Annotated in this window: 22 protein-coding genes; 6 read left to right on the forward strand and 16 right to left on the reverse strand. The window is 59.7% G+C overall.

Annotated features, from left to right (window positions below):
• Positions 1-62 precede the first annotated feature (62 nt).
• From OQ460_RS24815 to hflK (OQ460_RS24830), 4 genes are read right to left on the reverse strand one after another with little or no spacing between them, the layout of a single operon-like run.
• Positions 63-1,958 carry a cation-translocating P-type ATPase gene (locus OQ460_RS24815; RefSeq protein ID WP_410019886.1) on the reverse strand — a complete coding sequence of 632 codons (1,896 nt, stop codon included), beginning with the start codon at positions 1,956-1,958 and terminating at the stop codon, positions 63-65.
• Positions 1,955-2,989, reverse strand: coding sequence for a protease modulator HflK (gene hflK / locus OQ460_RS24820; protein ID WP_410019887.1), 1,035 nt, complete (start codon positions 2,987-2,989; stop codon positions 1,955-1,957). Before hflK (OQ460_RS24820) ends, OQ460_RS24815 begins: the two co-directional genes overlap by 4 nt.
• Positions 2,986-3,966: a protease modulator HflC gene (hflC, locus tag OQ460_RS24825; protein ID WP_410019888.1), complete on the reverse strand. Its 981-nt coding sequence runs from the start codon at positions 3,964-3,966 to the stop codon at positions 2,986-2,988. The genes hflK (OQ460_RS24820) and hflC overlap by 4 nt, the downstream gene beginning before the upstream one ends.
• 12 nt (positions 3,967-3,978) lie before the next feature.
• Positions 3,979-5,919, reverse strand: coding sequence for a protease modulator HflK (hflK, locus tag OQ460_RS24830; protein ID WP_410019889.1), 1,941 nt, complete (start codon positions 5,917-5,919; stop codon positions 3,979-3,981).
• Between the two features lie 173 nt (positions 5,920-6,092).
• On the opposite strand from hflK (OQ460_RS24830), the gene OQ460_RS24835 reads away from it, so the two are divergent.
• From OQ460_RS24835 to OQ460_RS24860, 6 genes are read left to right on the forward strand one after another with little or no spacing between them, the layout of a single operon-like run.
• Entirely contained in the window at positions 6,093-6,716 is a 624-nt protein-coding gene (locus OQ460_RS24835; RefSeq protein ID WP_410019890.1) for a CDP-alcohol phosphatidyltransferase family protein, read from the forward strand.
• 10 nt (positions 6,717-6,726) lie between these two features.
• On the forward strand, positions 6,727-8,481 hold the full coding sequence (locus tag OQ460_RS24840) for a bifunctional alpha/beta hydrolase/class I SAM-dependent methyltransferase (RefSeq protein WP_410019891.1): 1,755 nt from the start codon (positions 6,727-6,729) through the stop codon (positions 8,479-8,481).
• A gap of 2 nt (positions 8,482-8,483) precedes the next feature.
• Positions 8,484-9,782: a phosphatase PAP2/dual specificity phosphatase family protein gene (locus OQ460_RS24845; RefSeq protein WP_410019892.1), complete on the forward strand. Its 1,299-nt coding sequence runs from the start codon at positions 8,484-8,486 to the stop codon at positions 9,780-9,782.
• Positions 9,772-10,215, forward strand: a complete 444-nt coding sequence (locus OQ460_RS24850) for a hypothetical protein (protein ID WP_410019893.1) — start codon at positions 9,772-9,774, stop codon at positions 10,213-10,215. Before OQ460_RS24845 ends, OQ460_RS24850 begins: the two co-directional genes overlap by 11 nt.
• Before the next feature lie 9 nt (positions 10,216-10,224).
• Entirely contained in the window at positions 10,225-10,845 is a 621-nt protein-coding gene (locus tag OQ460_RS24855; protein WP_410019894.1) for a lysophospholipid acyltransferase family protein, read from the forward strand.
• A gap of 1 nt (position 10,846) precedes the next feature.
• The gene (locus tag OQ460_RS24860) at positions 10,847-11,779 is read left to right on the forward strand and encodes a phosphatidate cytidylyltransferase (protein WP_410019895.1); all 933 of its coding nucleotides are present in this window, start codon (positions 10,847-10,849) and stop codon (positions 11,777-11,779) included.
• An 85-nt stretch (positions 11,780-11,864) separates the two neighbouring features.
• Here OQ460_RS24860 and glmS read toward each other — a convergent pair whose 3' ends face one another.
• The 12 genes from glmS to OQ460_RS24920 all read right to left on the reverse strand — a co-directional run bounded on the left by glmS (position 11,865) and on the right by OQ460_RS24920 (position 23,290).
• Positions 11,865-13,697 (reverse strand): glutamine--fructose-6-phosphate transaminase (isomerizing), encoded by a 1,833-nt coding sequence (gene glmS, locus OQ460_RS24865; protein WP_410019896.1) that lies wholly within the window; start codon positions 13,695-13,697, stop codon positions 11,865-11,867.
• 10 nt (positions 13,698-13,707) lie between these two features.
• A complete protein-coding gene (locus OQ460_RS24870) occupies positions 13,708-14,475 on the reverse strand; it encodes a DeoR/GlpR family DNA-binding transcription regulator (protein ID WP_410019897.1) in 768 nt (255 codons plus the stop codon).
• Between the two features lie 228 nt (positions 14,476-14,703).
• Entirely contained in the window at positions 14,704-16,071 is a 1,368-nt protein-coding gene (glmU, locus tag OQ460_RS24875) for a bifunctional UDP-N-acetylglucosamine diphosphorylase/glucosamine-1-phosphate N-acetyltransferase GlmU (protein ID WP_410019898.1), read from the reverse strand.
• A 107-nt stretch (positions 16,072-16,178) separates the two neighbouring features.
• Entirely contained in the window at positions 16,179-16,604 is a 426-nt protein-coding gene (locus tag OQ460_RS24880; RefSeq protein ID WP_084378363.1) for a F0F1 ATP synthase subunit epsilon, read from the reverse strand.
• A gap of 44 nt (positions 16,605-16,648) precedes the next feature.
• The gene (atpD, locus tag OQ460_RS24885; RefSeq protein ID WP_015886645.1) at positions 16,649-18,025 is read right to left on the reverse strand and encodes a F0F1 ATP synthase subunit beta; all 1,377 of its coding nucleotides are present in this window, start codon (positions 18,023-18,025) and stop codon (positions 16,649-16,651) included.
• Positions 18,026-18,052: 27 nt separating this feature from the next.
• Positions 18,053-18,913 (reverse strand): F0F1 ATP synthase subunit gamma, encoded by an 861-nt coding sequence (gene atpG, locus OQ460_RS24890; protein ID WP_084378364.1) that lies wholly within the window; start codon positions 18,911-18,913, stop codon positions 18,053-18,055.
• 50 nt (positions 18,914-18,963) lie between these two features.
• Positions 18,964-20,508, reverse strand: a complete 1,545-nt coding sequence (gene atpA / locus OQ460_RS24895; protein WP_029290137.1) for a F0F1 ATP synthase subunit alpha — start codon at positions 20,506-20,508, stop codon at positions 18,964-18,966.
• A 21-nt stretch (positions 20,509-20,529) separates the two neighbouring features.
• Entirely contained in the window at positions 20,530-21,066 is a 537-nt protein-coding gene (locus tag OQ460_RS24900) for a F0F1 ATP synthase subunit delta (RefSeq protein WP_410019899.1), read from the reverse strand.
• A gap of 12 nt (positions 21,067-21,078) precedes the next feature.
• On the reverse strand, positions 21,079-21,549 hold the full coding sequence (locus tag OQ460_RS24905) for a F0F1 ATP synthase subunit B (RefSeq protein ID WP_017736230.1): 471 nt from the start codon (positions 21,547-21,549) through the stop codon (positions 21,079-21,081).
• A 56-nt stretch (positions 21,550-21,605) separates the two neighbouring features.
• Positions 21,606-21,863: a F0F1 ATP synthase subunit C gene (gene atpE / locus OQ460_RS24910; protein WP_002555987.1), complete on the reverse strand. Its 258-nt coding sequence runs from the start codon at positions 21,861-21,863 to the stop codon at positions 21,606-21,608.
• A gap of 133 nt (positions 21,864-21,996) precedes the next feature.
• Positions 21,997-22,866: a F0F1 ATP synthase subunit A gene (gene atpB / locus OQ460_RS24915; RefSeq protein WP_410019900.1), complete on the reverse strand. Its 870-nt coding sequence runs from the start codon at positions 22,864-22,866 to the stop codon at positions 21,997-21,999.
• Positions 22,867-22,882: 16 nt separating this feature from the next.
• On the reverse strand, positions 22,883-23,290 hold the full coding sequence (locus OQ460_RS24920) for a F0F1 ATP synthase subunit I (RefSeq protein WP_339529621.1): 408 nt from the start codon (positions 23,288-23,290) through the stop codon (positions 22,883-22,885).
• Positions 23,291-23,420 lie beyond the last annotated feature (130 nt).

Consider the following 23,420-nt stretch of genomic DNA (forward strand, 5'->3'; position numbering starts at 1 on the left):
TGTCCAGTCCCGACACAGCACTAGAGTGAGGCGCCCGGTAAGCGTTACAACGTCATCGCAAATTACTCGTCGAGTTTCAACAGAGGCTCCTGAAACCTCAGCAAACGCCCGGCATTACCCAGCACCAGCAAGGTACTGAGGTTATGCAGCACTGCCGCAATCATCGCTCCCGCCGCACCCAACCAGCCAAAAGCAGCGAACACCACAATCGCCAACGTCCAGCCCAGGCCGATGATCACGTTTTGTTGCAACGTCCTGCGGCACTGCCGGCTCAAGCGCACACAGGTCCCCAGACGCCGCAGGTCGCTGCCGATCAGCACGACATCCGCCGAGGCCAGGGCGATATCTGCGCCGCCCGCGCCCATGGCCACGCCGACGACACCGGCCTTGAGCGCCAGAGAGTCGTTGATTCCGTCGCCGACCACCATCGGGCGGAAGCCGCTGCCGATCTCGCCAAGCACTCGGTCGAGCTTGTCTTGCGGCAGAGCCTGGGCCTGGACGTCGCTGATGCCCACCTGTATGGCCAGGCTGTTGGCGACACTTTGACGGTCGCCGGTCAGCAGCAATTGCCGACCCAGGCCTAATTCGCGCAACTCCTTCATGGCCTGGCGCGCCTCTGGTTTGACGCTGTCGGCCAGCAGCAGCCAGGCCAGAAACTGTCCGTCGAGAGACAGCCCTGCAATCGGGCCGTCATGGGTGGGGACCGCGCAGGTCACAATACCTAATTGGGTAAACAGTTCAGGTCGCCCCAAGGCCGCTTCGCCCTGCCCGGTCTGAGCCACCACACCGAGCCCCTGGCGTTCGCGGATATCCGACAGCGGCTGCAACTGTTGCTGTGTCACCAACCCCGCTATTGCGCGGCTGACCGGGTGGCTACTGGCGGCGCCCAGGCTTGCGGCAAGGGTGAGCAGCATCTGCCGATCCGCCATCGACGTCTCGATGGACTGCAAACGCAAGGTACCGAAAGTCAGGGTGCCGGTCTTGTCCACCACCAGCGATGTCAGGTCGGCCAGTTCTTCAAGGAAGGCCGAGCTGCGAATCAGAATCCCGTGACGCGCCGCGACGGCAATACCGGCAATTGCCGTCGCCGGCGCCGACAACACCAGCGCACACGGACACGCTGCCACCAGCACCGCGAGCATCGCCTGGGCGTCGTTGGTGATGAACCAGGTGACCGCCGCCAGCAGCAACACCAGCACCAGGTAACTGCCGGCATACCGCTCCAGCAGCCGAGTGATCGGCGGCTTGGCGCGCTCGGCGTTCTGCATCAGTGCAATGACCTTGCCCAGGGTGGATTCGTTGCCGGTGCGGGTCACCTCCAGGCGCAGCAAGCCATCAAGATTGATCGCGCCACCAAACACCTGCACGCCGACGCTGGCCTCCAGCGGTACCGACTCGCCGGTGATCGGCGCGGTATCCAGGCTTGCCTGGCCCGACAGCACTACACCATCGGCCGGCACCCGATCACCGGCACGTACTTCGACGATATCGCCAGTCTTCAACGTACCGTTGTCCACTTCGAGAATGCTGCCGTCAGCCTGCACCCGTCGCGCGTGGCTGCGCGTCAGTTTGCCGAGGGCATGGATGGCTTCCTGAGAGCCAATGACACTGCGCTCCTCCAGCACATGGCCGAAGATCATGATGATCGGCAGCAACGCTGCGGTCAGCAGATCACCGGTGGCCCAGGCGCCCAGCATGGCCAGGGCGATCAACTGGTCAGTAATCCCATGCAGGCTGGGATAACGCAGGCTGTACCACGCCGAGCGCATGACGGGCACGGCAACCAGCAGCGAAGCGAACCCCAACAGCAGTTGACTGACGCCCGCCTGGCCTGGTGCCAGCCAGCGCCAGGCCAGGCCCAGGCCGAGCAGGCCGAGAGCCAGCATTGCCAGAGTCAGTTGTCGGGCGGCGCTGCGTTGTTCGGCCGATGACAGCATCGGCGCGGCATGCACAGTCATTGTTCGGCTCCCTGAATGATCAGGCGTGAATCGTCTTTAGGGTCAACCGTGGTCACGGAACCGGCCTGCGCGAGGATTTTCGGCAAGCGTTCGCGATACAGGCGCAGCAACAGGCCCGGGTCTTTGACCTGGGCCAGGCTGGCGACGGTCGCGGTTTGCGCCTGAGCCTGGGCCAGGCGCTCGCTGGCCTGGGCGTGCGCCACTTGCACGACTCGATCGGCATCCTGGGTAGCGGTCTGAGTCAACTTCTCGGCTTCGGTGCGGGCATTGGCCACAGCCTTTTCGGCTTGCTGGCTGGCGGTCAGCACCGCATTGAACGCGCTGACCGCCGGGCTCGGCAGACTCGATTGCACATCGACCCGGGTCACTTCGATGCCCAATCCCAGGCCTGTGGAGGCCAGCTCTACAAGGCGTTGGTTAATACCCTGTACCAGATCGCCACGCAGGCGCTCGCGCCGCTCGGCGGCCTGGTTATCCGTGGCCATCAGCTCGGGGCGCGCCACCAGAATCGTGTCCAGGTCCCTCGCCGCCGTCAGGGCCAGGGCGCTGCGCGTCACCAGGCGATCCAGTGCCGGCAGCACATGATCACCCTGCAACACAAAGGCATAGGGCTCACTGACTTTATAGAAAACCCGTACGTCCAGTTGCACCACGCCGGCATCACCGGTCAGCAGGTAACCGGAGCCGGCCAGCGTATCGCTGACGGGCCTGGCAAAACTGGCCACGCGGTCGGCCTGGATAGCAGCATCCGAGCGCAACAGGTTTTCCACACGCCGTTCAATCACCCGATCCGCGGCCGGCAACAACACCACCTGCTCGAACGGCTGCGGCCACGCCAACAGCAAGCCTGCATTCTGAATCCGATCCAGGGCGCCGAAGTGCAGGACCACGGCACGATTTTGCGGGTCGATCTGGCGCACATTGGAAAAAGCCCAAGCCAGCGCCGCCAGGATCGTCACCGCGTACAGCGCCAGGAACGTCAGGCGCCCGGCCTGGATCCACGGGCTGTCGGGGGTTCCACGCTGACTCATGGCTGCAGGTCCTTGGGCCCGTCCACCAGGGCACGGAACGGTGCGGCGTCGGTACGCAGGATGATTTTGGTGCCGGGGCTTACGATGGTGCCCAACGTGTCGAGGGAGCGCAGTAGGTTATACAACTGCGGGTTGCCGGCGTAGGCGCGCCCGTAGATCTGCGCGGCTTCTACCCGGGATTGCGCTTCGATGTCGGCGGCTTTCACCGTGGCGTCAGCCTGCACGATCCGCGCATCGCGCTCGGCGGCAGAGCGAATCTGCGCCGCTTCACGCTTGCCCACGGCGGTGCGTTCAGTGGCAATGGTCTCGCGCTCGGCGCGCATGCGATCGACGGTGGCCGCCAGGGTCACCGACGGCAGGGTCAGCCGTTCAATCCCCACTTGCACCACGCGCACCCCATAAGTGGTGAGTAACTGTTGATCGATCTGTTGGCGCAACTGCGCTTCGAAGTCGCCAATGCGAACCTGGCTGGCGTCGGTATTGACCAGGTTGGCCAGGTCGAAACTGGCAGCGGTGGTTTCCAGGGCCGAGCCGACAAACGTGCGAATCTGCCGCGCCGCTTCGTCCGGCTGGTTCTGCACCGCACGCATGAAGCGCTGCACATTGTCGGCATCGCCCTGCACCTGCCACGCCACGTAGGCCTGGACGATAATCCGCAAACCGTCCCGCGTGCCCACGTCCTGCAACCCGCTGGAGGTGGTGCGCAGGCGCAGGTCCACGGGGATCGCGGCCTCGAACGGTTGCGGCCAGCGCCAGCCCAGCCCCGGCTCCAGCAACACCCGCGACGGGTTGCCGAAACGAGTAATCACCGTGGCTTCACCGGAGCGCACCTGCACCAGGCTTGCAGCAGCCACGGCGAACAGCACCAGCAACATGGCCCAAGCCATGCGCCGCCAAGGGAAAGGGCCCGTCGCGTGTTCATCGCCATGATGGTGATGATGGTGGTGGCCTGCATGATCGTGAGAATGAGCGCTCAACAGACAAACTCCTTATTGAACGGCTTTACGCGGCAGCGAAGGGTCGGCCGGCAAGGTAAAGGAACGCAAATCAATCGTCGGTGCACTGTTGGCACCCAGGCGATGATCGAGAATAAGTAGCTTGGCCTGGGACAGGCCCTGGCTCAGTTGGCTCAGGTATTGCTCCAGCACAAAGGCCTGGCCGGCAATGCCATAGGCCTTTTGTTCGGCGGTAAAGCGCAGGTCGGCCGCTTGCGCGCCCGCCTTGACTTCATAGGCCGTGGCCCGGGCCTGGTCGCCGGCCACACTGGCATTGAGCTGCGCCAGGTTGCTCTGCTCGCTGGCCGCACCGCGCTCGCGGGAGATCAGCGCCTGCGCCCCGATCTGCGCCGCCTGTACACCGTGGTATGCGTTGGCTGCGCCGGCCGGCGGATGAATCGCTTCGACCACCGTGGCGAGAATTTCCACGCCGCTGTCGAGCTTCCGCAGATCGGCTTGCACCGCCCTTCCCACTTCATCGGCCAGCCCCGTGCGTTGTTCCCCCAACAGCTCATCAAGGGTCCGCGAAGCGAACTCATGCACAAGGATGCGGCTGGCAGTGCTGCGGATCAGTGTCGGTATGTCAGCACTGTTATACGTGGCCGCCAGCGCCGCCTGATCGGTCAGGCCGATGCGATACACGAAACGCACATCCATATTGACGATCTGCAGGCTCTGCTTATCGCCGCTGCTGCTGGCAATCACTTGGGATTTGTCATTCACATGGCTGGCGTCCCACAGACGATTGGCGATCAGCGGCGCCGGGCCTTCGGCAGGCGCAAGGTCAATCACCGGGTTTTCGCCGACACTGGTCGCCAGTTCATGCACCACGCCGTTTTCTACACTCAATACACGGCCCAATGGCCAAGGCAGGCCTACGTGCAGGCCAGGGCCGAAGACCTCCACCGGCTTGCCGAAGCGCTCATAAATCCCCCGGCCTTGCAGGGCGACTTCATGGACCCCCGTCAGCAACCAACCCAGCGCCAGCACCGTCACCAGCACCGGCAAAAATGCCCGGCGCATGTAGGTAAAGGCCCAGATCTGCCGTAGGTCGATGCCAAAGCGGTTATGCAGTTCATGCTGCAACGCCAGTAAAGGCTGTGGTGGCCAGCGCAGTAGACCGGCGATAAAGCTATGGGCGACTAGTCGCGGCTCCAGGCGTGGCTGATCGGGGCTGAACAGCGAGAGCACCGCGCGGAGCAGAAACTCCACGGCCACCAGGGCCGGCAGCAACCCGATCAGCACCGCAAGGCGCAACGGCCAGACTGACGTTTCGCCGGCAAATAACAGACAAATCCCACTGACCACCAGGCAGATGATTGCGACCCGGCTCAATTGCGCCAAGGGTTCGGCTTCCGGCCATTGCGCCGTGCTTGCCTGGGCCAGGCGCCGCTCCATGACCAGCAAGCCGAAGGCCAGGATCAATGCCAGCGCGGCGCCCACGCTGCCTGCTTGCCCGATGGCCGCAGCGGGCAGCGCCAGGTTCCAGAATTGCCCGATGCTGACCAATGCCAGCAATGACCAACCGGCCAACCACAACGCAGGTGCGCCGATGTGTGCCAGCAGGCCGGCCGAGCGACTGCCCAGGCGTTGCAACAAGCGGTCAAGGAGGCTCGCGTCGACGGCAGGCACCGGCAATGCTGTCGGTGATACCGCGGGTTGTTCCAGCGCCTGGGCACGCCAGTCCGCCACCCACCAGGCCGATTGCAATCCGGCCACCAACACGAGCAATGCCGACGCGCAATTGATCAGCATCACCGGCCAGATCGACAACGGCGCAAACAACGCCACGAACAGCGCCAGCACCCAACCACTGATGGCCAATACCGTCAGGCTGATACCTGCCTGTCGCAAACGCCGGGCATGAAACAGCCCTTGCTGAAAACGCGGCAGCCCTTCGATGGCCGCGCTTTCAGCGTCCAGATCCACTCGCATTCACGCGCCCACCAGGAAACAATTCGTTACCATATAACACATTGCGTGAAATTTTTGTTTTCCGCATTTGCTGACGACCGCATAAACACGAGCCATCACTAGTGCGCGCCACGATAAGTCGGCACACTCCGAAAGGTTATTTACGGGTTAACCGACAAGGAAGCGTCACCCTCATGATTTCGATCTATCAGCTCAAACCACGTTTCCAGAATCTGCTGCGGCCTCTGGTCCAACGCCTGTACGACAACGGCACCACCGCCAACCAGATAACCGTGCTGGCCGGTGTCATCTCCGTGCTGGTGGGCCTACTGATTGCAAGTTTTGCCCAACACACCTGGCTGTTCGCACTGATCCCCGTGTGGATGATCCTGCGCATGGGCCTCAACGCCATCGACGGCATGCTCGCCCGGGAATTCGGCCAGCAATCGCGCCTCGGGGCTTACCTCAATGAACTCTGTGACGTCATCGCCGACAGCGCGCTGATCTTGCCGTTTGCGCTGATCCCGGACGCGAGCCTGGTGCCAGTATTGCTGGTGGCCCTGCTCGCGGTGTTCAGCGAATATGCCGGCGTACTCGGGCCAATGATCGGCGCATCGCGTCGTTATGACGGTCCCATGGGCAAAAGTGACCGGGCGTTTGCTCTCGGAGTGCTGGCCACCGGCGTAGCGCTAGGCTGGCTCGGCGCCGGCTGGGTCGATGGCGTGATGTGGCTGGTAGCCGCCTTGCTCGCCTATACCCTGGTCAATCGTGTCCGCCAGGGCCTCAAGGAAGCACAAGAACTCCCACCGATTGCATAAGGAATTTGCGATGCGCGAACAGCAAGAGCACATCTTCAGCACCCACGACGGGGTGCCGCTTTTCTACCGTCGCTGGCCCGCCACCGCTCCCGCAGGTACCGGGCCGCGCCAGGCGATCCTGCTGTTCCATCGCGGGCACGAGCATTCCGGACGTATCGCCCATCTGGTGGATGAGCTGGACCTGCCGCAATTCGACTTCTTCGCCTGGGATGCTCGCGGCCATGGCCAATCCCCCGGCGAACGCGGTGACAGCCCCAGCTTCGCCACCAGCGCACGGGACGTGCAGACTTTCTGCGACCATATCGGCGTGACCTACGCCATCGAGGAAGAAAACCTTGCGGTCATCGCGCAAAGTGTCGGCGCCGTGATTGCTGCGACCTGGGTGCATGACTACGCACCAAAAATCCGTGCATTGGTACTCGCTTCCCCAGCCTTCAAGGTCAAGCTCTACGTGCCCTTCGCACGGGCTGGCCTGGCGCTGCTGCGCAAGTTTCGCGGCAACTTTTTCGTCAACAGCTACGTCAAGGCCAAGTTCCTCAGCCATGACCCCGAGCGCGTGGCGTCCTACGACAGAGACCCGCTGATCACCAAGGCGATCTCGGTGAACGTACTGCTGGGCCTGTATGAAGCAGCCGACCGCGTGGTCGCCGACGCCCAGGCAATTCAGGTGCCGACGCAACTGCTGATTTCGGGCTCGGACTTCGTGGTACACCGCAAGCCCCAGCAACAGTTCTTCGAGCGCCTCGGCAGCCTGAAAAAGGAGCTGCACATACTTCCCGGCTTTTTTCACGACACCCTCGGTGAACGTGACCGCGCCGTGGCCTTGAGCAGCGCACGACGTTTTATCCTGCAGAACTTCGCGTATCCACTGGACCGTGCCAATCTGCTGGACGCTGACAAAATCGGCCTGACCTGCGCCGAATCCGAATCCCTCGCCGCGCCCCTGCCGCGCAATTCCCTGCGTGACCTGTACTGGCGCATGACCCGCGCAAGCATGGGCTTGGGCAGCCAACTCTCAGAGGGCGTGAAGCTGGGTTTTGACACCGGCTTCGATTCCGGCAGCACCCTGGATTACGTCTACCGCAATAAACCCACCGGCAAGGGCGCACTGGGGCGGATGATCGACAGCAACTACCTCAATTCCATCGGTTGGCGCGGCATCCGCCAGCGCAAGGTACATGTCGAAGAGCTTCTGCGCCTGACCATGGCCAAGCTGCGCGACGCTGGCCGCGAAGTGCGCATCGTCGACATCGCCGCCGGGCATGGTCGGTACATTCTCGAAGCCTTGCAGGACGTTTCACCCTTGCCGGAGTCAATCCTGCTGCGTGACTACAGCGACATCAACGTGCGCGACGGTGGCGCGCTGATTCGTGAAAAAGGCCTGGGCGATATTGCCCGGTTCGTCAAAGGTGATGCCTTCGATCAAGCTGATCTGGCGGCGCTGGAGCCCAAGCCGACGTTGGCCGTAGTCTCCGGTTTGTATGAGCTGTTTGCCGACAACGCCATGGTCGGCGGTTCGCTGGCGGGCCTGGCCGAAGCCGTGGAGCCCGGCGGCTATCTGGTCTACACCGGTCAGCCGTGGCACCCGCAACTGGAGCTGATCGCACGCGCACTCACCAGTCATCGCCAGGGCCAGGCCTGGGTAATGCGTCGGCGCAGCCAGGCGGAAATGGATCAATTGGTAGAGGCAGCGGGCTTTCGCAAAATCACCCAGCGTGTGGATGAATGGGGGATTTTCAGTGTGTCCCTGGCGCAGAAGATCTGACCATGCGCGAACCCGGTCTTTTGAAACCGGCGGTGCTGTGGCTGTTGCTACTGGCACCGTTGTTTTTCAGCACCTATGGCTTTGCCACTTGGGTAACCAGCCAGCGCGACGACGTCGGCACACTGGTGTTCGGCTGGGAAAGCCATATCCCGTTCTGGGCCTGGACCATCGTGCCCTACTGGTCGATTGACCTGCTGTACGGCTTTTCACTGTTGCTGCCCAACAGCCGCCACGAACTGAAACAACATGCCCTGCGCCTGCTCACCGCTCAAATAGTCGCAGTCAGTTGCTTCCTGATCTGGCCATTGCGGTTCACCTTTGAACGGCCGGAAATGGACGGTGTATTCGGCTGGATGTTTGCGGTGCTGGCCGGCTTCGACAAGCCGTTCAACCAGGCACCCTCGCTGCACATCGCCCTGCTGGTGGTGCTGTGGATCATGTACCAGCGGCATACCCAAGGTCTGTGGCGTTGGCTGGTGCATGGCTGGTTCGCCTTGATCGGTGTTTCGGTGCTGACCACTTATCAACATCACTTTATCGACGTACCCACAGGTGCCTTGGCGGGTTGGCTGTGCGTGTGGTTGTGGCCATTGAATCATCCGAACCCGCTGTTCAACGCACATTGGACACAAGACCCGAAGCGCCGGGGGCTGGGGTTGCGCTATGCCCTGGGCGCCCTGGCCCTGGCGACCATGGCACTGCTTCTCGGAGGCGCTTGGCTGTGGCTGTCGTGGCCCGCTGTTGCCGTTCTGCTGGTGGCGATCAACTACTGGCTGCTGGGTATCGCAGGTTTTCAAAAACGTGAAGATGGCCGCCTCAACCCGGCTTCACGCTGGTTGTATGCCCCTTATCTGGGAGCGGCCTGGCTCAACTCACGCCTGTGGACACGTAATCATCCACAGCCAGTACGGGTTGTGGATAACGTTTGGCTGGGCCGTATACCCACGGGCAGCGAACTGGGATCGTTCAAGGCCGTGGTGGACCTGTGCGCCGAATTGTCCGTGGACCCGCAGGGTCGCGCCTACCGCTGCGTGCCAGTACTGGATCTCATCGCCCCGACCCCAGCGCAGTGCCTGGAAGCGGCCAACGCCATCGAACGCTTGCACGAACACGGGCCAGTGCTGGTGTGTTGCGCCCTTGGTTATTCGCGCAGTGCCACCGCCGTGGCGGCATGGCTGCTTAATACCGGGCGTGCCGCCACGGTCGATGAGGCTGTAGCTATTATTCGTACAGCACGACCGACTGTAGTCCTGCACCCCGCCCACCGTGAAGCCTTGGGAGATTTGCCCTATGCCCGCTGACATGGAACTCCAAATCGTCGCCAGCCTGCTGCGCCGAGGCCGTTCGCTGGACCAGTTATCCACAGGCCTGACCCTGCTCGGAGTGCTATTTGGCCTGCTGCAGCTGTTGATAAGCAGCATCACGCTGATCTGCCTGCTACTCAGCCTGTGGATGATTATCCTCGGGCTGTTGCAGAAGTATTGGGCACTGCGGGTCGGGTTCGACGCCGATCTGTTCACCCTGATGGCCCATCAGATGGAGCGCACCAGCGAACTTGACCAGACGCTACAGACCCTGGGCCTGCAATCACCCAACCGCGCCAGCCGCCCCTGGACCGAGCGTCGGCGCGGCGCACTGAAACTGTTGCGCAAACAAGCCTATCTGCTGGGCGCACAAGTATTACTGACATTGGCCGTAATCCTGGCCAGCCCTTGGTTGCCTTTCGCCGGATAAGGAATTCCTATGTTTGAACCAGTGGTCGCGACCCTGATTACCTCCATGGCCCGCACCGTCACCGGGGCCCGCAGCTTGTGGCTCGGCTGCGCGCCAGAGCCGGTGCAACGCATCTATTTCGCCAATCACAGCAGCCACGGCGACTTTGTTTTGTTATGGGCATCGCTGCCGCCGAACCTGCGTAAAACCACGCGCCCGGTGGCCGGCACCGACTACTGGAACAAAAGCGCGCTGCGTCGCTACATCATTAACCGCGTGTTCAACGGTGTGCTGATCGATCGCGAGCGCAAGGACCCTGTGGATAACCCGTTGCAACCGATGCTTGAAGCTCTGGAAAACGGCGACTCACTGATCATTTTTCCCGAAGGCACGCGCAATCTGGAGGATGGCTTGCTGCCCTTCAAAAGTGGTCTCTACCACTTGGCAAAAAGTTACCCACAGGCTCAGTTGATCCCCGTGTGGATAGCCAACCTCAACCGGGTCATGCCCAAGGGCCGAGTGCTGCCACTACCGTTGTTATGCACCACCAGTTTCGGCGCACCGCTGCAATTAGAAGAAAACGAAGACAAAGCGTTGTTCCTTGCCCGCAGCCGCGACGCCCTGCTCGCCCTTGCCCCGGAGCACATCTGAGATGGATAGCCAAACCCTGATGTTATTCGGCGGGATCGGCATGATCCTGGTTCTTGCCTCACTGATCGGCCTGGTTCTCAAGCTGCGTACCCGTGGTACCTCCAACACGGTCATCGACAATCTCAACGCCCGCATCAATGCATGGTGGGTGATGGTGGTCGTCATCGGCATCGCTTTCTGGCTGGGTACCGGGGCGGTGATCTTGCTGTTCTATGCGGTGTCGTTCTACGCGCTACGCGAATTCCTCACCCTCACACCCACCCGGCGCAGTGATTATCCAGCGCTGGTGGCTGCGTTTTACCTGGCTCTGCCGCTGCAATACGTGCTGATCTACTTCGATTGGTATGGGCTGTTCTCGATCTTTATCCCGGTGTACGTGTTTCTGCTGCTGCCGATCCTGGCGTCGCTGGGCGGCGACAGCACGCACTTTCTGGAGCGAGCCTCCAAAGTGCAATGGGGCTTGATGATCGCCGTGTTTTGCGTGTCCTTTGTCCCGGCATTGTTGACCCTGGATATCGTCGGTTATGAGGGACGCAACCTGCTGCTGATCGCTTATCTGGTGATCGTGGTGCAACTCTCGGACGTGTTGCAGTACGTGTGCGGCAAGCTGTTCGGCAAACACAAGATCGCTCCCAACCTGTCACCCTCAAAAACCGTCGAAGGCTTTGTCGGTGGGATTGTGCTGTCATCACTGATCGGGGCAGCGTTGTGGTGGATAACACCGTTCAATCCCTGGCAGTCGTTCTTGATTGCGCTATTGATCAACCTGTTGGGCTTTGCTGGCGGGATTGTGATGTCGGCGATCAAGCGTGATCGGGGCGTGAAGGACTGGGGGCATATGATCGAAGGGCATGGCGGGATGCTCGATCGGCTGGATTCGGTATGTTTTGCCGCACCTATTTTCTTTCATCTGGTGCGCTATTGGTGGACCTGAAGTGCAAAAGGGCAGCCACCCGGACTAATGCCGGTCAGTTAAGCAAAACTCTTGTGGGGGCTGCCCTTTTCGCTTTGGCTAAGCGTTACTCAACCGTCACCGACTTGGCCAGGTTACGCGGCTGGTCAACGTCAGTGCCCTTGAGCACAGCCACGTAGTACGACAGCAGTTGCAGCGGGATGGTGTAGAGGATCGGCGACAGGATGTCGTGGATATGCGGCATGTTGATGACATGGGTGCCTTCACCGTTGGTCATGCCCGCCTTTTCATCAGCAAATACGATCAGTTGGCCGCCACGGGCGCGCACTTCCTGCAGGTTGGATTTGAGCTTCTCCAGCAACTCGTTGTTCGGCGCGACGGTGACCACCGGCATGTCATCGTCTACCAGGGCCAACGGGCCGTGTTTCAGCTCTCCGGCCGGATAGGCTTCGGCATGTATGTAGGAAATCTCCTTGAGCTTCAGGGAGCCTTCCATCGCCACCGGGTACTGCGCGCCACGGCCTAGGAACAGTGTGTGATTCTTGTCGGCGAACAGCTCGGCGACTTTTTCCACGGTGCTGTCCATAGCCAGCGCTTCGCCCAGGCGAGTCGGCAGGCGGCGCAACTCTTCTACCAGCGTCGCTTCGATGCCTTCAGCCAACGTGCCGCGTACCTGGCCCAGGGACAGGGTCAACAACAGCAGGCCAACCAATTGGGTGGTGAAGGCTTTGGTGGAGGCAACACCGATTTCGCGGCCGGCCTGGGTCAGCAGGGTCAGGTCGGATTCACGCACCAGCGAGCTGATGCTGACGTTGCAGATCGCCAGGCTGGCCAGGTAGCCCAGCTCTTTGGCATTGCGCAGGGCGGCCAGGGTGTCGGCCGTTTCGCCGGACTGCGAGATGGTGACGAACAGGGTATCGGGCTGCACCACCACCTTGCGGTAGCGGAACTCGCTGGCAACTTCGACCTGGCATGGAATGCCAGCTAGTTCTTCCAGCCAGTAACGCGCAACCATGCCGGCGTGGTAGCTGGTACCACAGGCCACGATCTGTACATTGCGCACTTTGGCGAACAATTCGGCGGCTTGCGGGCCGAAGGCGTTGACCAGTACCTGATTCTGGCTCAAACGACCTTCAAGGGTGCGTTGCACCACCGACGGTTGCTCATGGATTTCCTTGAGCATGAAGTGGCGGAACTCACCTTTGTCAGCCGCTTCAGCGCCATCACGGTATTGCACGATTTCGCGCTCGACCGACTGGCCGTTGACGTCCCAGATCGCCACACTTTCACGACGAATGTCAGCGATGTCGCCTTCTTCCAGGTACATGAAGCGATCAGTGACCTGGCGCAGGGCCAGTTGGTCGGAAGCCAGGAAGTTCTCGCCCAGGCCCAGGCCGATCACCAACGGACTGCCACTGCGGGCCGCGACGACGCGATCCGGCTGAGTGGCGCTGACGACTGCCAGCCCATAGGCACCATGCAATTGCTTGACGGTGGCCTTGAGAGCGGTGGTCAGGTCGCTGTGATCCTTGAGCTTGTGGTTCAGCAGGTGGGCGATGACTTCGGTATCGGTGTCCGAAGTAAAGACGTAGCCCAGGCCCTTGAGTTGTTCGCGCAGCACTTCGTGGTTTTCGATGATGCCGTTGTGAACCACGGCCAGGTCGCCGGAGAAATGTGGGTGGGCATTGCGTTCGCAAGGAGCGCCGTGGGTCGCCCAGCGGGTATGGGCGATACCCAGGCGACCGGCCAAAGGCTCACCGGCCAGCGCCTGTTCCAATTCGCTGACCTTGCCCGGGCGGCGCATGCGCTCAAGCTTGCCAGCGTTGGTGAAGACCGCCACACCGGCGCTGTCGTAGCCACGGTATTCAAGGCGCTTGAGGCCCTCGAGCAAGATGGCAGTGATGTTCCGTTCAGCGACTGCGCCTACAATTCCACACATGGTTTCTCTCCTAGATGACTGCCGCGCAAATCAGCGTGATGCCGCGGGCTTGAATCTGGTCGCGGGCCTCAAGCGGCAGGCGATCATCGGTAATAAGGGTATGGACGCTGCTCCAGGGCAGTTCCAGGTTGGGGATCTTGCGGCCAATCTTGTCGGACTCGACCATGACCACCACTTCGCGGGCGACCTCGGCCATGACTCGGCTCAGGCCCAGCAATTCATTGAAGGTGGTGGTACCGCGCTGCAAATCGATGCCATCGGCGCCGATGAACAGTTGATCAAAATCGTAGGAACGCAGCACTTGCTCGGCCACTTGGCCCTGGAAAGAGTCAGAGTGCGGGTCCCAGGTGCCGCCGGTCATCAGCAACACCGGTTCATGTTCCAGTTCGCTCAAGGCGCTGGCCACATGCAAGGAGTTCGTCATTACTACCAGGCCAGGCTGATGACCTAGCTCAGGGATCATGGCGGCGGTGGTGCTGCCACTATCGATGATGATCCGCGCATGCTCGCGCAGGCGCTTGACTGCCGCACGGGCGATGGCTCGCTTGTGGGCCGAAATCGGTTGGGCGGGATCACCCACCAGTTCCTGGGGCATGGTGATTGCGCCGCCGTAGCGCCGCAACAGCAAACCATTGCTTTCAAGGGCAGCCAGATCCTTGCGAATTGTCACTTCCGAGGTTTCGAAACGCTTGGCCAATTCGTCCACGCTCACTTCGCCCTGCTCGTTGAGCATGGTCAGAATATTGTGGCGTCGTTGGGGAGTGTTTCGTTTCGACATGCTGATGATAAGTTTCGTTTCGAAAGATAACGGAGGCAATCAAAACCTATTGGAGCAGAATCGTCAAGCACAGCGTGCTGAATTTTCCAGCCACCACCAACCAAATGTAAGAGCGGGCTTGCTCGCGATGGCGGTGTATCAGACACGCACAAGGTGACTGACACACCGCCATCGCGAGCAAGCCCGCTCTCACATCGGTTATTCAGCGCTGATGAGATTGTAGATAACTCAGCTTTTCTTGATTTTTACCGGGCGCTTCCAACCGTCGATGTTGCGCTGGCGAGCACGAGCTACCGCCAGTTGGGACTTATCCACATTCTGGTTGATGGTTGAGCCCGCCGCGGTGTTCGAACCATCAGCGATGGTGACGGGGGCAATCAGCGAGTTATTGGAGCCGATGAACACGTCCTCACCAATCGTCGTCTGGTACTTGTTGGCGCCGTCGTAGTTGCAGGTGATGGTGCCGGCACCGATATTGGTGCGGGCGCCGATGACGGCATCGCCCAGGTAAGTCAGGTGGCCAACCTTGGCGCCTTCACCCAGGTGAGCGTTTTTCAGTTCGACGAAGTTACCCACATGAGCCTTGGCCTCCAGCACGCTGCCCGGACGCAAACGCGCGAACGGACCAGCGTCACTGCCCTCGCCCATCATGGCGCCTTCAATATGGCTGTTGGCCTTGACCACTACGCCTTTGCGCAGGGTGCTGTTCTTGATCACGCAGTTCGGACCAATCACCACGTCGTCTTCGATAATCACGCGGCCTTCGAGGATCACGTTGATGTCGATCAGCACATCGCGTCCCACGGTCACCTCACCACGTACATCGAAACGTGCCGGGTCGCGCAACGTGACGCCCTGGGCCATCAGGCGGCGGCCTTCGCGCAGTTGGTAGTGGCGCTCCAGCTCGGCGAGCTGCTTGCGGTCGTTGGCGCCCTGCACTTCCATCGGGTCGTGGGGTTGCTCGGTGGCGACTACCAGGCCATCGCTCACAGCCATCTCGATCACGTCGGTCAGGTAGTACTCGCCCTGAGCGTTATTGTTGGACAGGCGGCTCATCCAGTCTGCCAACTGGCCAGACGGTACTGCCAGAATGCCGGTATTGCCTTCGGTGATTGCGCGCTGGGCTTGGCTAGCGTCTTTATGCTCGACGATCGCAGCCACCTTGCCATCGGCATTGCGCACGATGCGGCCATACCCGGTAGGGTCATCCAGCTCAACGGTCAGCAGGCCCATCTGGCCCGGCACCACGTGCTTGAGCAGGCGCTGCAAGGTTTCCACTTCGATCAGCGGCACGTCACCGTAGAGGATCAGCACGGTATCGGCCTGGATGAACGGCACGGCTTGCGCTGTAGCGTGGCCGGTGCCCAGTTGCTTGTCCTGGAGCACGAAATTCAAATCATCCGCCGCCAACCGCTCGCGCACCACGTCGGCACCGTGGCCAATCACCACGTGAATGCGTTGTGGGTCCAGTTGCCGGGCACTGTGGATAACATGACCCAGCATGGAGTTGCCCGCCACCGGGTGCAGTACTTTGGGCAAGGCAGAACGCATACGAGTGCCCTGGCCTGCGGCGAGAATTACGATTTCAAGAGACATGAATGGCTACCAATCCTGGGTCAGACCAAAAAGAAGGGTTTTGCAAAAAAAGAAAAAGGGTAGCCGAGGCTACCCTTTTTAATCAATCACGCATGAAGTGCGACGGCTTAGCCGCCAAACTTCTTGCGGATCTGCTGGACGGTACGCAGCTGTGCTGCGGCCTCGGCCAGACGTGCAGCAGCAGAACCGTAGTCGAAGTCTGCGCCTTTTTCGTTCAGGGCCTTCTCGGCAGCCTTTACGGCTTCCTGAGCGGAGGCTTCATCCAGGTCAGCAGCACGTTGCACGGTGTCGGCAAGTACCTTGACCATGTTCGGCTGAACCTCGAGGAAACCACCGGAGATGTAAAACACCTCCCGCTCCCCGCCTTGCTTGGTCAGAGTGATCGGACCTGGCTTCAAGCTGGTGATCAGCGGGGCGTGGCCCAGGGCGATACCAAGATCACCCAGTTCGCCGTGTGCAATCACCATTTCTACCAGACCGGAGAAGATTTCCCCTTCCGCGCTGACGATATCGCAATGGACTGTCATAGCCATCTGATTGCCTCAACCTGATGAGCGCCCGTTTCCGGGCGCCGGGATTACAGTTTCTTGGCTTTCTCGATCGCTTCTTCGATGCCGCCGACCATATAGAACGCTTGTTCTGGCAGGTGGTCGTAGTCACCGTTGAGGATGCCTTTGAAGCCAGCAATGGTGTCTTTCAGGGAAACGTATTTACCCGAAGCACCGGTGAAGACTTCAGCCACGAAGAACGGCTGCGACAAGAAACGCTGGATCTTACGAGCGCGGGATACCAACTGCTTGTCGGTTTCCGACAGCTCGTCCATACCCAGGATCGCAATGATGTCCTTCAGTTCTTTGTAACGCTGCAGCACGTACTGGACGCCGCGAGCGGTGTCGTAGTGCTCCTGGCCGATCACGTTCGGATCCAGCTGGCGCGAAGTCGAGTCCAGTGGATCGACCGCAGGGTAGATACCCAGCGAGGCGATGTCACGGGACAGTACGACGGTGGCGTCCAAGTGGGCGAAGGTGGTCGCTGGCGACGGGTCGGTCAAGTCATCCGCAGGTACGTATACCGCTTGGATCGAAGTGATCGAACCTTCCTTGGTCGAAGTGATACGTTCTTGCAGAACGCCCATCTCTTCAGCCAGGGTCGGCTGGTAACCTACTGCAGAAGGCATACGGCCCAGCAGTGCGGATACTTCGGTACCGGCCAGTGTGTAACGGTAGATGTTGTCGACGAACAGCAGAACGTCGTTACCTTCGTCACGGAACTTCTCGGCCATGGTCAGGCCGGTCAGTGCTACGCGCAGACGGTTACCCGGCGGCTCGTTCATCTGACCGTAAACCAGTGCCACTTTGTCCAGAACGTTGGAGTCCTTCATCTCGTGGTAGAAGTCGTTACCCTCACGAGTACGCTCACCCACACCGGCGAACACGGAATAACCGCTGTGCTCGATGGCGATGTTACGGATCAGTTCCATCATGTTTACGGTCTTGCCCACACCGGCACCACCGAACAGACCAACTTTACCGCCCTTGGCGAACGGGCAAACCAGGTCGATAACCTTGATGCCGGTTTCCAGCAGGTCGTTGCCGCCAGCTTGTTCGGCGAACGAAGGTGCTGGACGGTGAATGCCCCAACGCTCTTCGGTGTCGATCGGGCCAGCTTCGTCGATCGGGTTGCCCAGCACGTCCATGATCCGGCCCAGGGTCGCTTTACCGACCGGTACGGAGATGGCGGCGCCAGTGTCGACAACGTCCAGACCGCGCTTCAAGCCTTCGGTGGAACCCATCGCAATGGTACGAACTACGCCGTCGCCCAGCTGTTGCTGGACTTCCAGGGTAGTTTCCGCGCCTTGTACTTTCAGCGCGTTGTAGATGCTCGGTACGCTGTCGCGTGGGAATTCCACGTCGATAACGGCGCCGATGATTTGAACGATACGTCCGCTACTCATAGCTGGATCCTCTGAATATTTGAACCGTTAAACCGCGGCAGCGCCGCCGACGATTTCCGAGATCTCTTGGGTGATCGCAGCCTGACGCGCCTTGTTGTAGATCAGCTGCAAATCGCTGATCAGATCACCGGCGTTGTCGGTAGCGTTTTTCATCGCGATCATCCGCGCCGCTTGTTCAGCTGCGTTGTTCTCGACCACCGCCTGGTATACCTGCGACTCCACGTAACGCACCATCAAGCCGTCAAGCAGCTCTTTGGCGTCGGGTTCGTAGAGGTAGTCCCAGTGGTGCTTGAGTTCCTGATCCGGGGTGGCCACCAGTGGAATCAACTGCTCCACGGTAGGCTGTTGTGTCATGGTGTTGATGAACTTGTTGGATACCACGGACAGGCGGTCAATCCGGCCTTCCAGGTACGCATCCAGCATCACCTTGACGCTGCCGATCAAATCATTGATCGACGGCTCTTCACCCAAGTGGCTGATAGCTGCAACGACGTTACCGCCGAAGTTGCGGAAAAAGGCCGCACCCTTGCTACCAACAACACACAGATCGATCTCGACGCCGTTTTCGCGGTTTACCGCCATGTCCTTGACCAGGGCCTTGAACAGGTTGGTATTCAGACCACCGCACAAACCACGGTCACTGCTCACTACGACATAACCGACACGCTTGACTGCGCGGTCGATCATGAACGGGTGGCGGTATTCCGGGTTGGCGTTGGCCAGATGCCCAATTACCTGGCGGATACGCTCCGCATAAGGACGGCTAGCCGACATGCGCATTTGTGCCTTGCGCATTTTGCTGACCGCCACTTTCTCCATGGCGCTGGTAATTTTTTGCGTGCTTTTGATGCTCGCAATCTTACTGCGAATCTCTTTTGCGCCTGCCATGTAACACCTATCAGGTTAGCAAGCGGGAGCCTTGCGGCTCCCGCTGCGGCTTACCAGGTTTGGGTGGCCTTGAACTTCTCGATACCGGCCTTGAGGCCAGCGTCGATTTCGTCATTGAAGTCACCCTTCACGTTGATCTTGGCCATCAAATCGGCATGATCTCGGTTGAAGTAAGCAATCAGCGCTTGTTCAAAGCTGCCGACCTTGGCGATTTCGACGTCAGTCAGGAACCCACGCTCAGCGGCATACAGCGACAGCGACATGTCAGCGATCGACATTGGCGCGTATTGCTTCTGCTTCATCAGCTCGGTAACGCGCTGACCATGCTCAAGTTGCTTACGGGTCGCTTCGTCCAGGTCAGAAGCGAACTGGGCGAATGCCGCCAGTTCACGGTACTGAGCCAGAGCGGTACGGATACCACCGGAGAGCTTCTTGATGATCTTGGTCTGAGCGGCACCACCCACACGGGATACCGAAACACCGGCGTTCACAGCAGGACGGATCCCGGAGTTGAACATGGCCGATTCCAGGAAGATCTGACCGTCGGTGATGGAAATCACGTTAGTCGGAACGAACGCGGAAACGTCGCCAGCCTGGGTTTCGATGATCGGCAATGCGGTCAGGGAACCGGTTTTGCCGGTTACTGCGCCGTTGGTGAACTTCTCTACGTACTCTTCGGAAACGCGGGATGCGCGCTCCAACAGACGGGAGTGGAGATAGAACACGTCGCCTGGGTAGGCTTCACGACCTGGTGGACGGCGCAGCAGCAGGGAAATCTGGCGGTAAGCCACTGCTTGCTTGGACAGATCGTCATAAACGATCAGCGCGTCTTCACCGCGGTCGCGGAAGAATTCACCCATGGTGCAACCGGAGTACGGTGCCAGGAACTGCAGCGCAGGAGATTCCGAAGCACTGGCAGCCACGATGATCGTGTTGGCCAGGGCGCCGTTTTCTTCCAGCTTGCGAACCACGTTGGCGATGGTCGATTGCTTCTGACCGATCGCTACGTAGACGCAGAAAATGCCGCTGTCTTTCTGGTTGATGATCGCGTCGATCGCCAGAGCGGTTTTACCGATCTGACGGTCACCGATGATCAGCTCACGCTGGCCACGGCCGACAGGAATCATGGCATCGACAGCCTTGTAGCCAGTCTGTACAGGCTGGTCTACCGACTTACGCCAGATCACGCCTGGAGCAACTTTCTCGACCGCGTCGGTCTCGGTGTTGCCCAGTGGACCTTTGCCGTCAACAGGATTACCCAGTGCGTCGACTACGCGACCCAGCAGTTCCTTACCAACCGGAACTTCGAGGATGCGGCCGGTGCACTTGGCGCTCATGCCTTCAGCCAGACTGGTGTACGCGCCCAATACAACGGCACCTACGGAGTCTTGCTCCAGGTTGAGGGCCATACCGTAGACGCCGCCCGGAAACTCGATCATCTCGCCGTACATTACGTCGGCCAGACCGTGAATCCGCACGATACCGTCAGATACGCTGACGACAGTGCCTTCGTTACGGGCTTGGGAGGTCACATCGAGCTTGTCGATGCGGCCCTTGATAATTTCACTTATTTCGGAAGGATTGAGTTGCTGCATTGCTCTGCTGCCCCTTCAAACTCAAGATTTCAATGCTTCGGCAAGATTCGCGAGTTTGCCGCGAATCGAGCCATCGATAACCAGGTCGCCGGCGCGGATAACGACACCACCAATCAGGGATGCGTCCTCCGTAGCTTGCAGGCGCACTTCCCGATTGAGTCGTGCACTGAGAACCTTGGCGAGTTTGTCTTGCTGTTCTTGGTTCAATGCAAAAGCACTGGTCACTTCAACGTCTACCGACTTCTCTTGTTCAGCCTTGTACAGGTCAAACAGAGCGGCAATCTCCGGCAGAAGCGGGAGACGGTCGTTTTCGGCAACGACGTGAATGAAGTTCTGCACTTTCACATCAAACTTGTCGCCGCACACGTCAATAAACGTGGCGGCCTTGTCTGCGCTCGTCAGTCGCGGGGCCTTGAGCACGCGCTGCATGGTGTCGTCTTGCGACACTGCTGCAGCCAGGCCGAGCATGGCTGACCAAGAGGCCAGCTGCTGGTGGGCCTGGGCGTGCTCGAAGGCTGCCTTAGCGTAAGGTCGGGCCAACGTGGTCAATTCTGCCATGATCGCCCTCGCTTAAATTTCAGCAGCCAGTTTGTTAACCAGCTCCGCGTGCGCGTTTTGATCGATTGTGGCACCCAGGATCTTCTCAGCACCGCCGACGGCCAGAGCACCCAATTGGGCACGCAGCGCATCTTTGACACTGTTCAATTCCTGCTCGATCTCGGCCTGAGCCTGAACCTTCACACGGTCAGCGTCGATACGGGCTTTTTCAACAGCCTCTTCAACAATCTGGTTACCGCGTTTCTTGGCTTGCTCAATGATTTCAGCTGCCTGAGCTTTCGCTTCGCGCAGTTGCTGACCCGCTTTATCTTGGGCCAACTCCAGGTCGCGAGCTGCTCGGGCGGCAGCGTCCAGTCCATCCGCGATCTTCTTCTGACGTTCGTGCAAAGCTGCGATGACCGGAGGCCATACGAACTTCATGCAAAAAACTACAAAAATCAAGAACGCTAAGGACTGACCAATAATGGTTGCATTAATGTTCACGCCAATACCTCGCTCGTTCGTTGCACAACACACCAATCACTCGAAAAAACGAGTGATTAACCGGCGAGTTGACCAACGAAGGGGTTCGCGAAGGTGAAGAACAGAGCGATACCAACACCGATCATGGTCACGGCGTCGAGCAGGCCGGCAACGATGAACATTTTAACTTGCAGCATTGGAACCATTTCTGGCTGGCGCGCTGCGCCTTCCAGGAACTTGCCGCCCAACAGGCCGAAACCAATGGCAGTACCCAGGGCGCCCAGGCCGATCAACAGTGCAACAGCGATAGCGGTTAGACCAACTACAGTTTCCATCTTTCCTCCCGACTTTTACGTCGTATGGTTTAGGTTTTTTAGATTTTAAAGCGGTAAAACAAATCGTTTCATAGCCCTTTCAGGCCACCTTCCCGTTTCACCGGGAAGGACATCAGACTAGTCGAGACTGGTCTTAATGGTTCTCTTCGTGCGCCATCGACAGGTAGACGATGGTGAGCATCATGAAGATAAACGCCTGCAGAGTGATGATCAGGATGTGGAACACAGCCCACGCCCACTGCAGAACAATGCCCAGGCCGCTAAGCCAGAGCAGACCGCTGCCGAACATCACAGCAATCAGAATGAACACCAACTCGCCGGCATACATGTTGCCGAACAGTCGCAGAGCCAGGGAAATCGGCTTGGCGATCAGGGTCACGAATTCCAGCAGGAAGTTCACCGGGATCAACAGGGCTTGAACGAAGATGTTCTTGCTGCCGAACGGGTGCAGGGTCAGTTCGCCGATGAAGCCGCCGATGCCCTTGATCTTGATGCTGTAGAAAATGATCAGCGCGAACACCGAAAGGGCCATGCCCAGGGTAGCGTTCGGGTCAGTGGTCGATACGGCACGGAATGGAATGTGCGGGTCGCCGGAGATCATGATGGCCAACTGAGGAATCCAGTCGACCGGGATCAGGTCGACGGCGTTCATCAGGAACACCCAGACGAAGATGGTCAGTGCCAGCGGTGCAATCACCGCGCTACGACCATGGAAGCTGTCTCGCACGCTGCCATCGACGAATTCGACCAATACTTCAACGAAGTTCTGCAAAGCACCCGGCTGACCAGAAGTTGCCTTCTTGGCGGCCATGCGGAAAATCAGGACGAAGATCAGACCCAGTGCGACCGACCAGCCGAGAGTATCGACGTGGAAAGCCCAGAAGCCCATTTCTTTGGCTTCTGCAGCGGTGTGGGCAAAGCCCCAGCCGCCAGTAGGATGCTGACCGAAGGTCAGGTTCTGCAAGTGGTGCTGGATATAGCCCGAAGCGGTTGTCTCTGCCATGGTTGCCTCAAACGCCCTAAGGTCTCGAAAGTCTTGTTCTCATCAGCAGGGGCGAAAACCAGCTGACCAGTTGGGTCAGCACGAAGACGCCGAATACAGCCAGCGGCGCCAATGGCTTCACACCTGCGAAGGTCAGTGCAAAAAGCACTGCCGTTAAAATCAGTTTGCCCGCCTCACCGGCATAAAAAGACCGGACGATAGCCTGGGCTGCTCGGGCGCCGGAAAACCGAAAAGCCCTGTGAGCAAAATACATGTTGGGCAGCAAGGCTATCAGGCCTCCACAGAGACCTGAATATCCGGCTACGACTCCATGCCAATACCAAAGCGCCAATGCAGCGATCAGCAAAATGACAAATTGGGCCATTAAAACCGGGAAAACAGCCAAGCGATGGAACGGCAACGTGTTTGGCGTGCGGGTTTCCATCACTTTTGCTCCTCAATGGTCGGCTGCCGGAAATCAATAACTTGGCATAATTTGTGCCGACAAAATGCGCGCAGAGTATAGGGGCGGTTCAGCCCCTATTCAACTGCCGGGTAGTGATTTCCGACTGTGC

The sequence above is a fragment of the Pseudomonas imrae genome (assembly GCF_046352735.2).
Taxonomy (GTDB): Bacteria; Pseudomonadota; Gammaproteobacteria; order Pseudomonadales; family Pseudomonadaceae; genus Aquipseudomonas; species Aquipseudomonas imrae.

Bases quoted from the DNA above. Each gene is read 5' to 3' on its own strand.
- OQ460_RS24835 (WP_410019890.1), top strand. From the start codon at position 6,093: ATGATTTCGATCTATCAGCTCAAACCACGTTTCCAGAATCTGCTGCGG.
- atpA (WP_029290137.1), bottom strand. From the start codon at position 20,508: ATGCAGCAACTCAATCCTTCCGAAATAAGTGAAATTATCAAGGGCCGC.
- atpD (WP_015886645.1), bottom strand. From the start codon at position 18,025: ATGAGTAGCGGACGTATCGTTCAAATCATCGGCGCCGTTATCGACGTG.
- atpE (WP_002555987.1), bottom strand. From the start codon at position 21,863: ATGGAAACTGTAGTTGGTCTAACCGCTATCGCTGTTGCACTGTTGATC.
- atpG (WP_084378364.1), bottom strand. From the start codon at position 18,913: ATGGCAGGCGCAAAAGAGATTCGCAGTAAGATTGCGAGCATCAAAAGC.
- OQ460_RS24855 (WP_410019894.1), top strand. From the start codon at position 10,225: ATGTTTGAACCAGTGGTCGCGACCCTGATTACCTCCATGGCCCGCACC.
- hflK (WP_410019889.1), bottom strand. From the start codon at position 5,919: ATGCGAGTGGATCTGGACGCTGAAAGCGCGGCCATCGAAGGGCTGCCG.
- OQ460_RS24920 (WP_339529621.1), bottom strand. From the start codon at position 23,290: ATGGAAACCCGCACGCCAAACACGTTGCCGTTCCATCGCTTGGCTGTT.
- OQ460_RS24840 (WP_410019891.1), top strand. From the start codon at position 6,727: ATGCGCGAACAGCAAGAGCACATCTTCAGCACCCACGACGGGGTGCCG.
- OQ460_RS24850 (WP_410019893.1), top strand. From the start codon at position 9,772: ATGCCCGCTGACATGGAACTCCAAATCGTCGCCAGCCTGCTGCGCCGA.
- OQ460_RS24870 (WP_410019897.1), bottom strand. From the start codon at position 14,475: ATGTCGAAACGAAACACTCCCCAACGACGCCACAATATTCTGACCATG.
- glmS (WP_410019896.1), bottom strand. From the start codon at position 13,697: ATGTGTGGAATTGTAGGCGCAGTCGCTGAACGGAACATCACTGCCATC.
- OQ460_RS24860 (WP_410019895.1), top strand. From the start codon at position 10,847: ATGGATAGCCAAACCCTGATGTTATTCGGCGGGATCGGCATGATCCTG.
- OQ460_RS24880 (WP_084378363.1), bottom strand. From the start codon at position 16,604: ATGGCTATGACAGTCCATTGCGATATCGTCAGCGCGGAAGGGGAAATC.
- hflK (WP_410019887.1), bottom strand. From the start codon at position 2,989: ATGAGTCAGCGTGGAACCCCCGACAGCCCGTGGATCCAGGCCGGGCGC.
- atpB (WP_410019900.1), bottom strand. From the start codon at position 22,866: ATGGCAGAGACAACCGCTTCGGGCTATATCCAGCACCACTTGCAGAAC.
- OQ460_RS24900 (WP_410019899.1), bottom strand. From the start codon at position 21,066: ATGGCAGAATTGACCACGTTGGCCCGACCTTACGCTAAGGCAGCCTTC.
- glmU (WP_410019898.1), bottom strand. From the start codon at position 16,071: ATGTCTCTTGAAATCGTAATTCTCGCCGCAGGCCAGGGCACTCGTATG.
- OQ460_RS24815 (WP_410019886.1), bottom strand. From the start codon at position 1,958: ATGACTGTGCATGCCGCGCCGATGCTGTCATCGGCCGAACAACGCAGC.
- OQ460_RS24845 (WP_410019892.1), top strand. From the start codon at position 8,484: ATGCGCGAACCCGGTCTTTTGAAACCGGCGGTGCTGTGGCTGTTGCTA.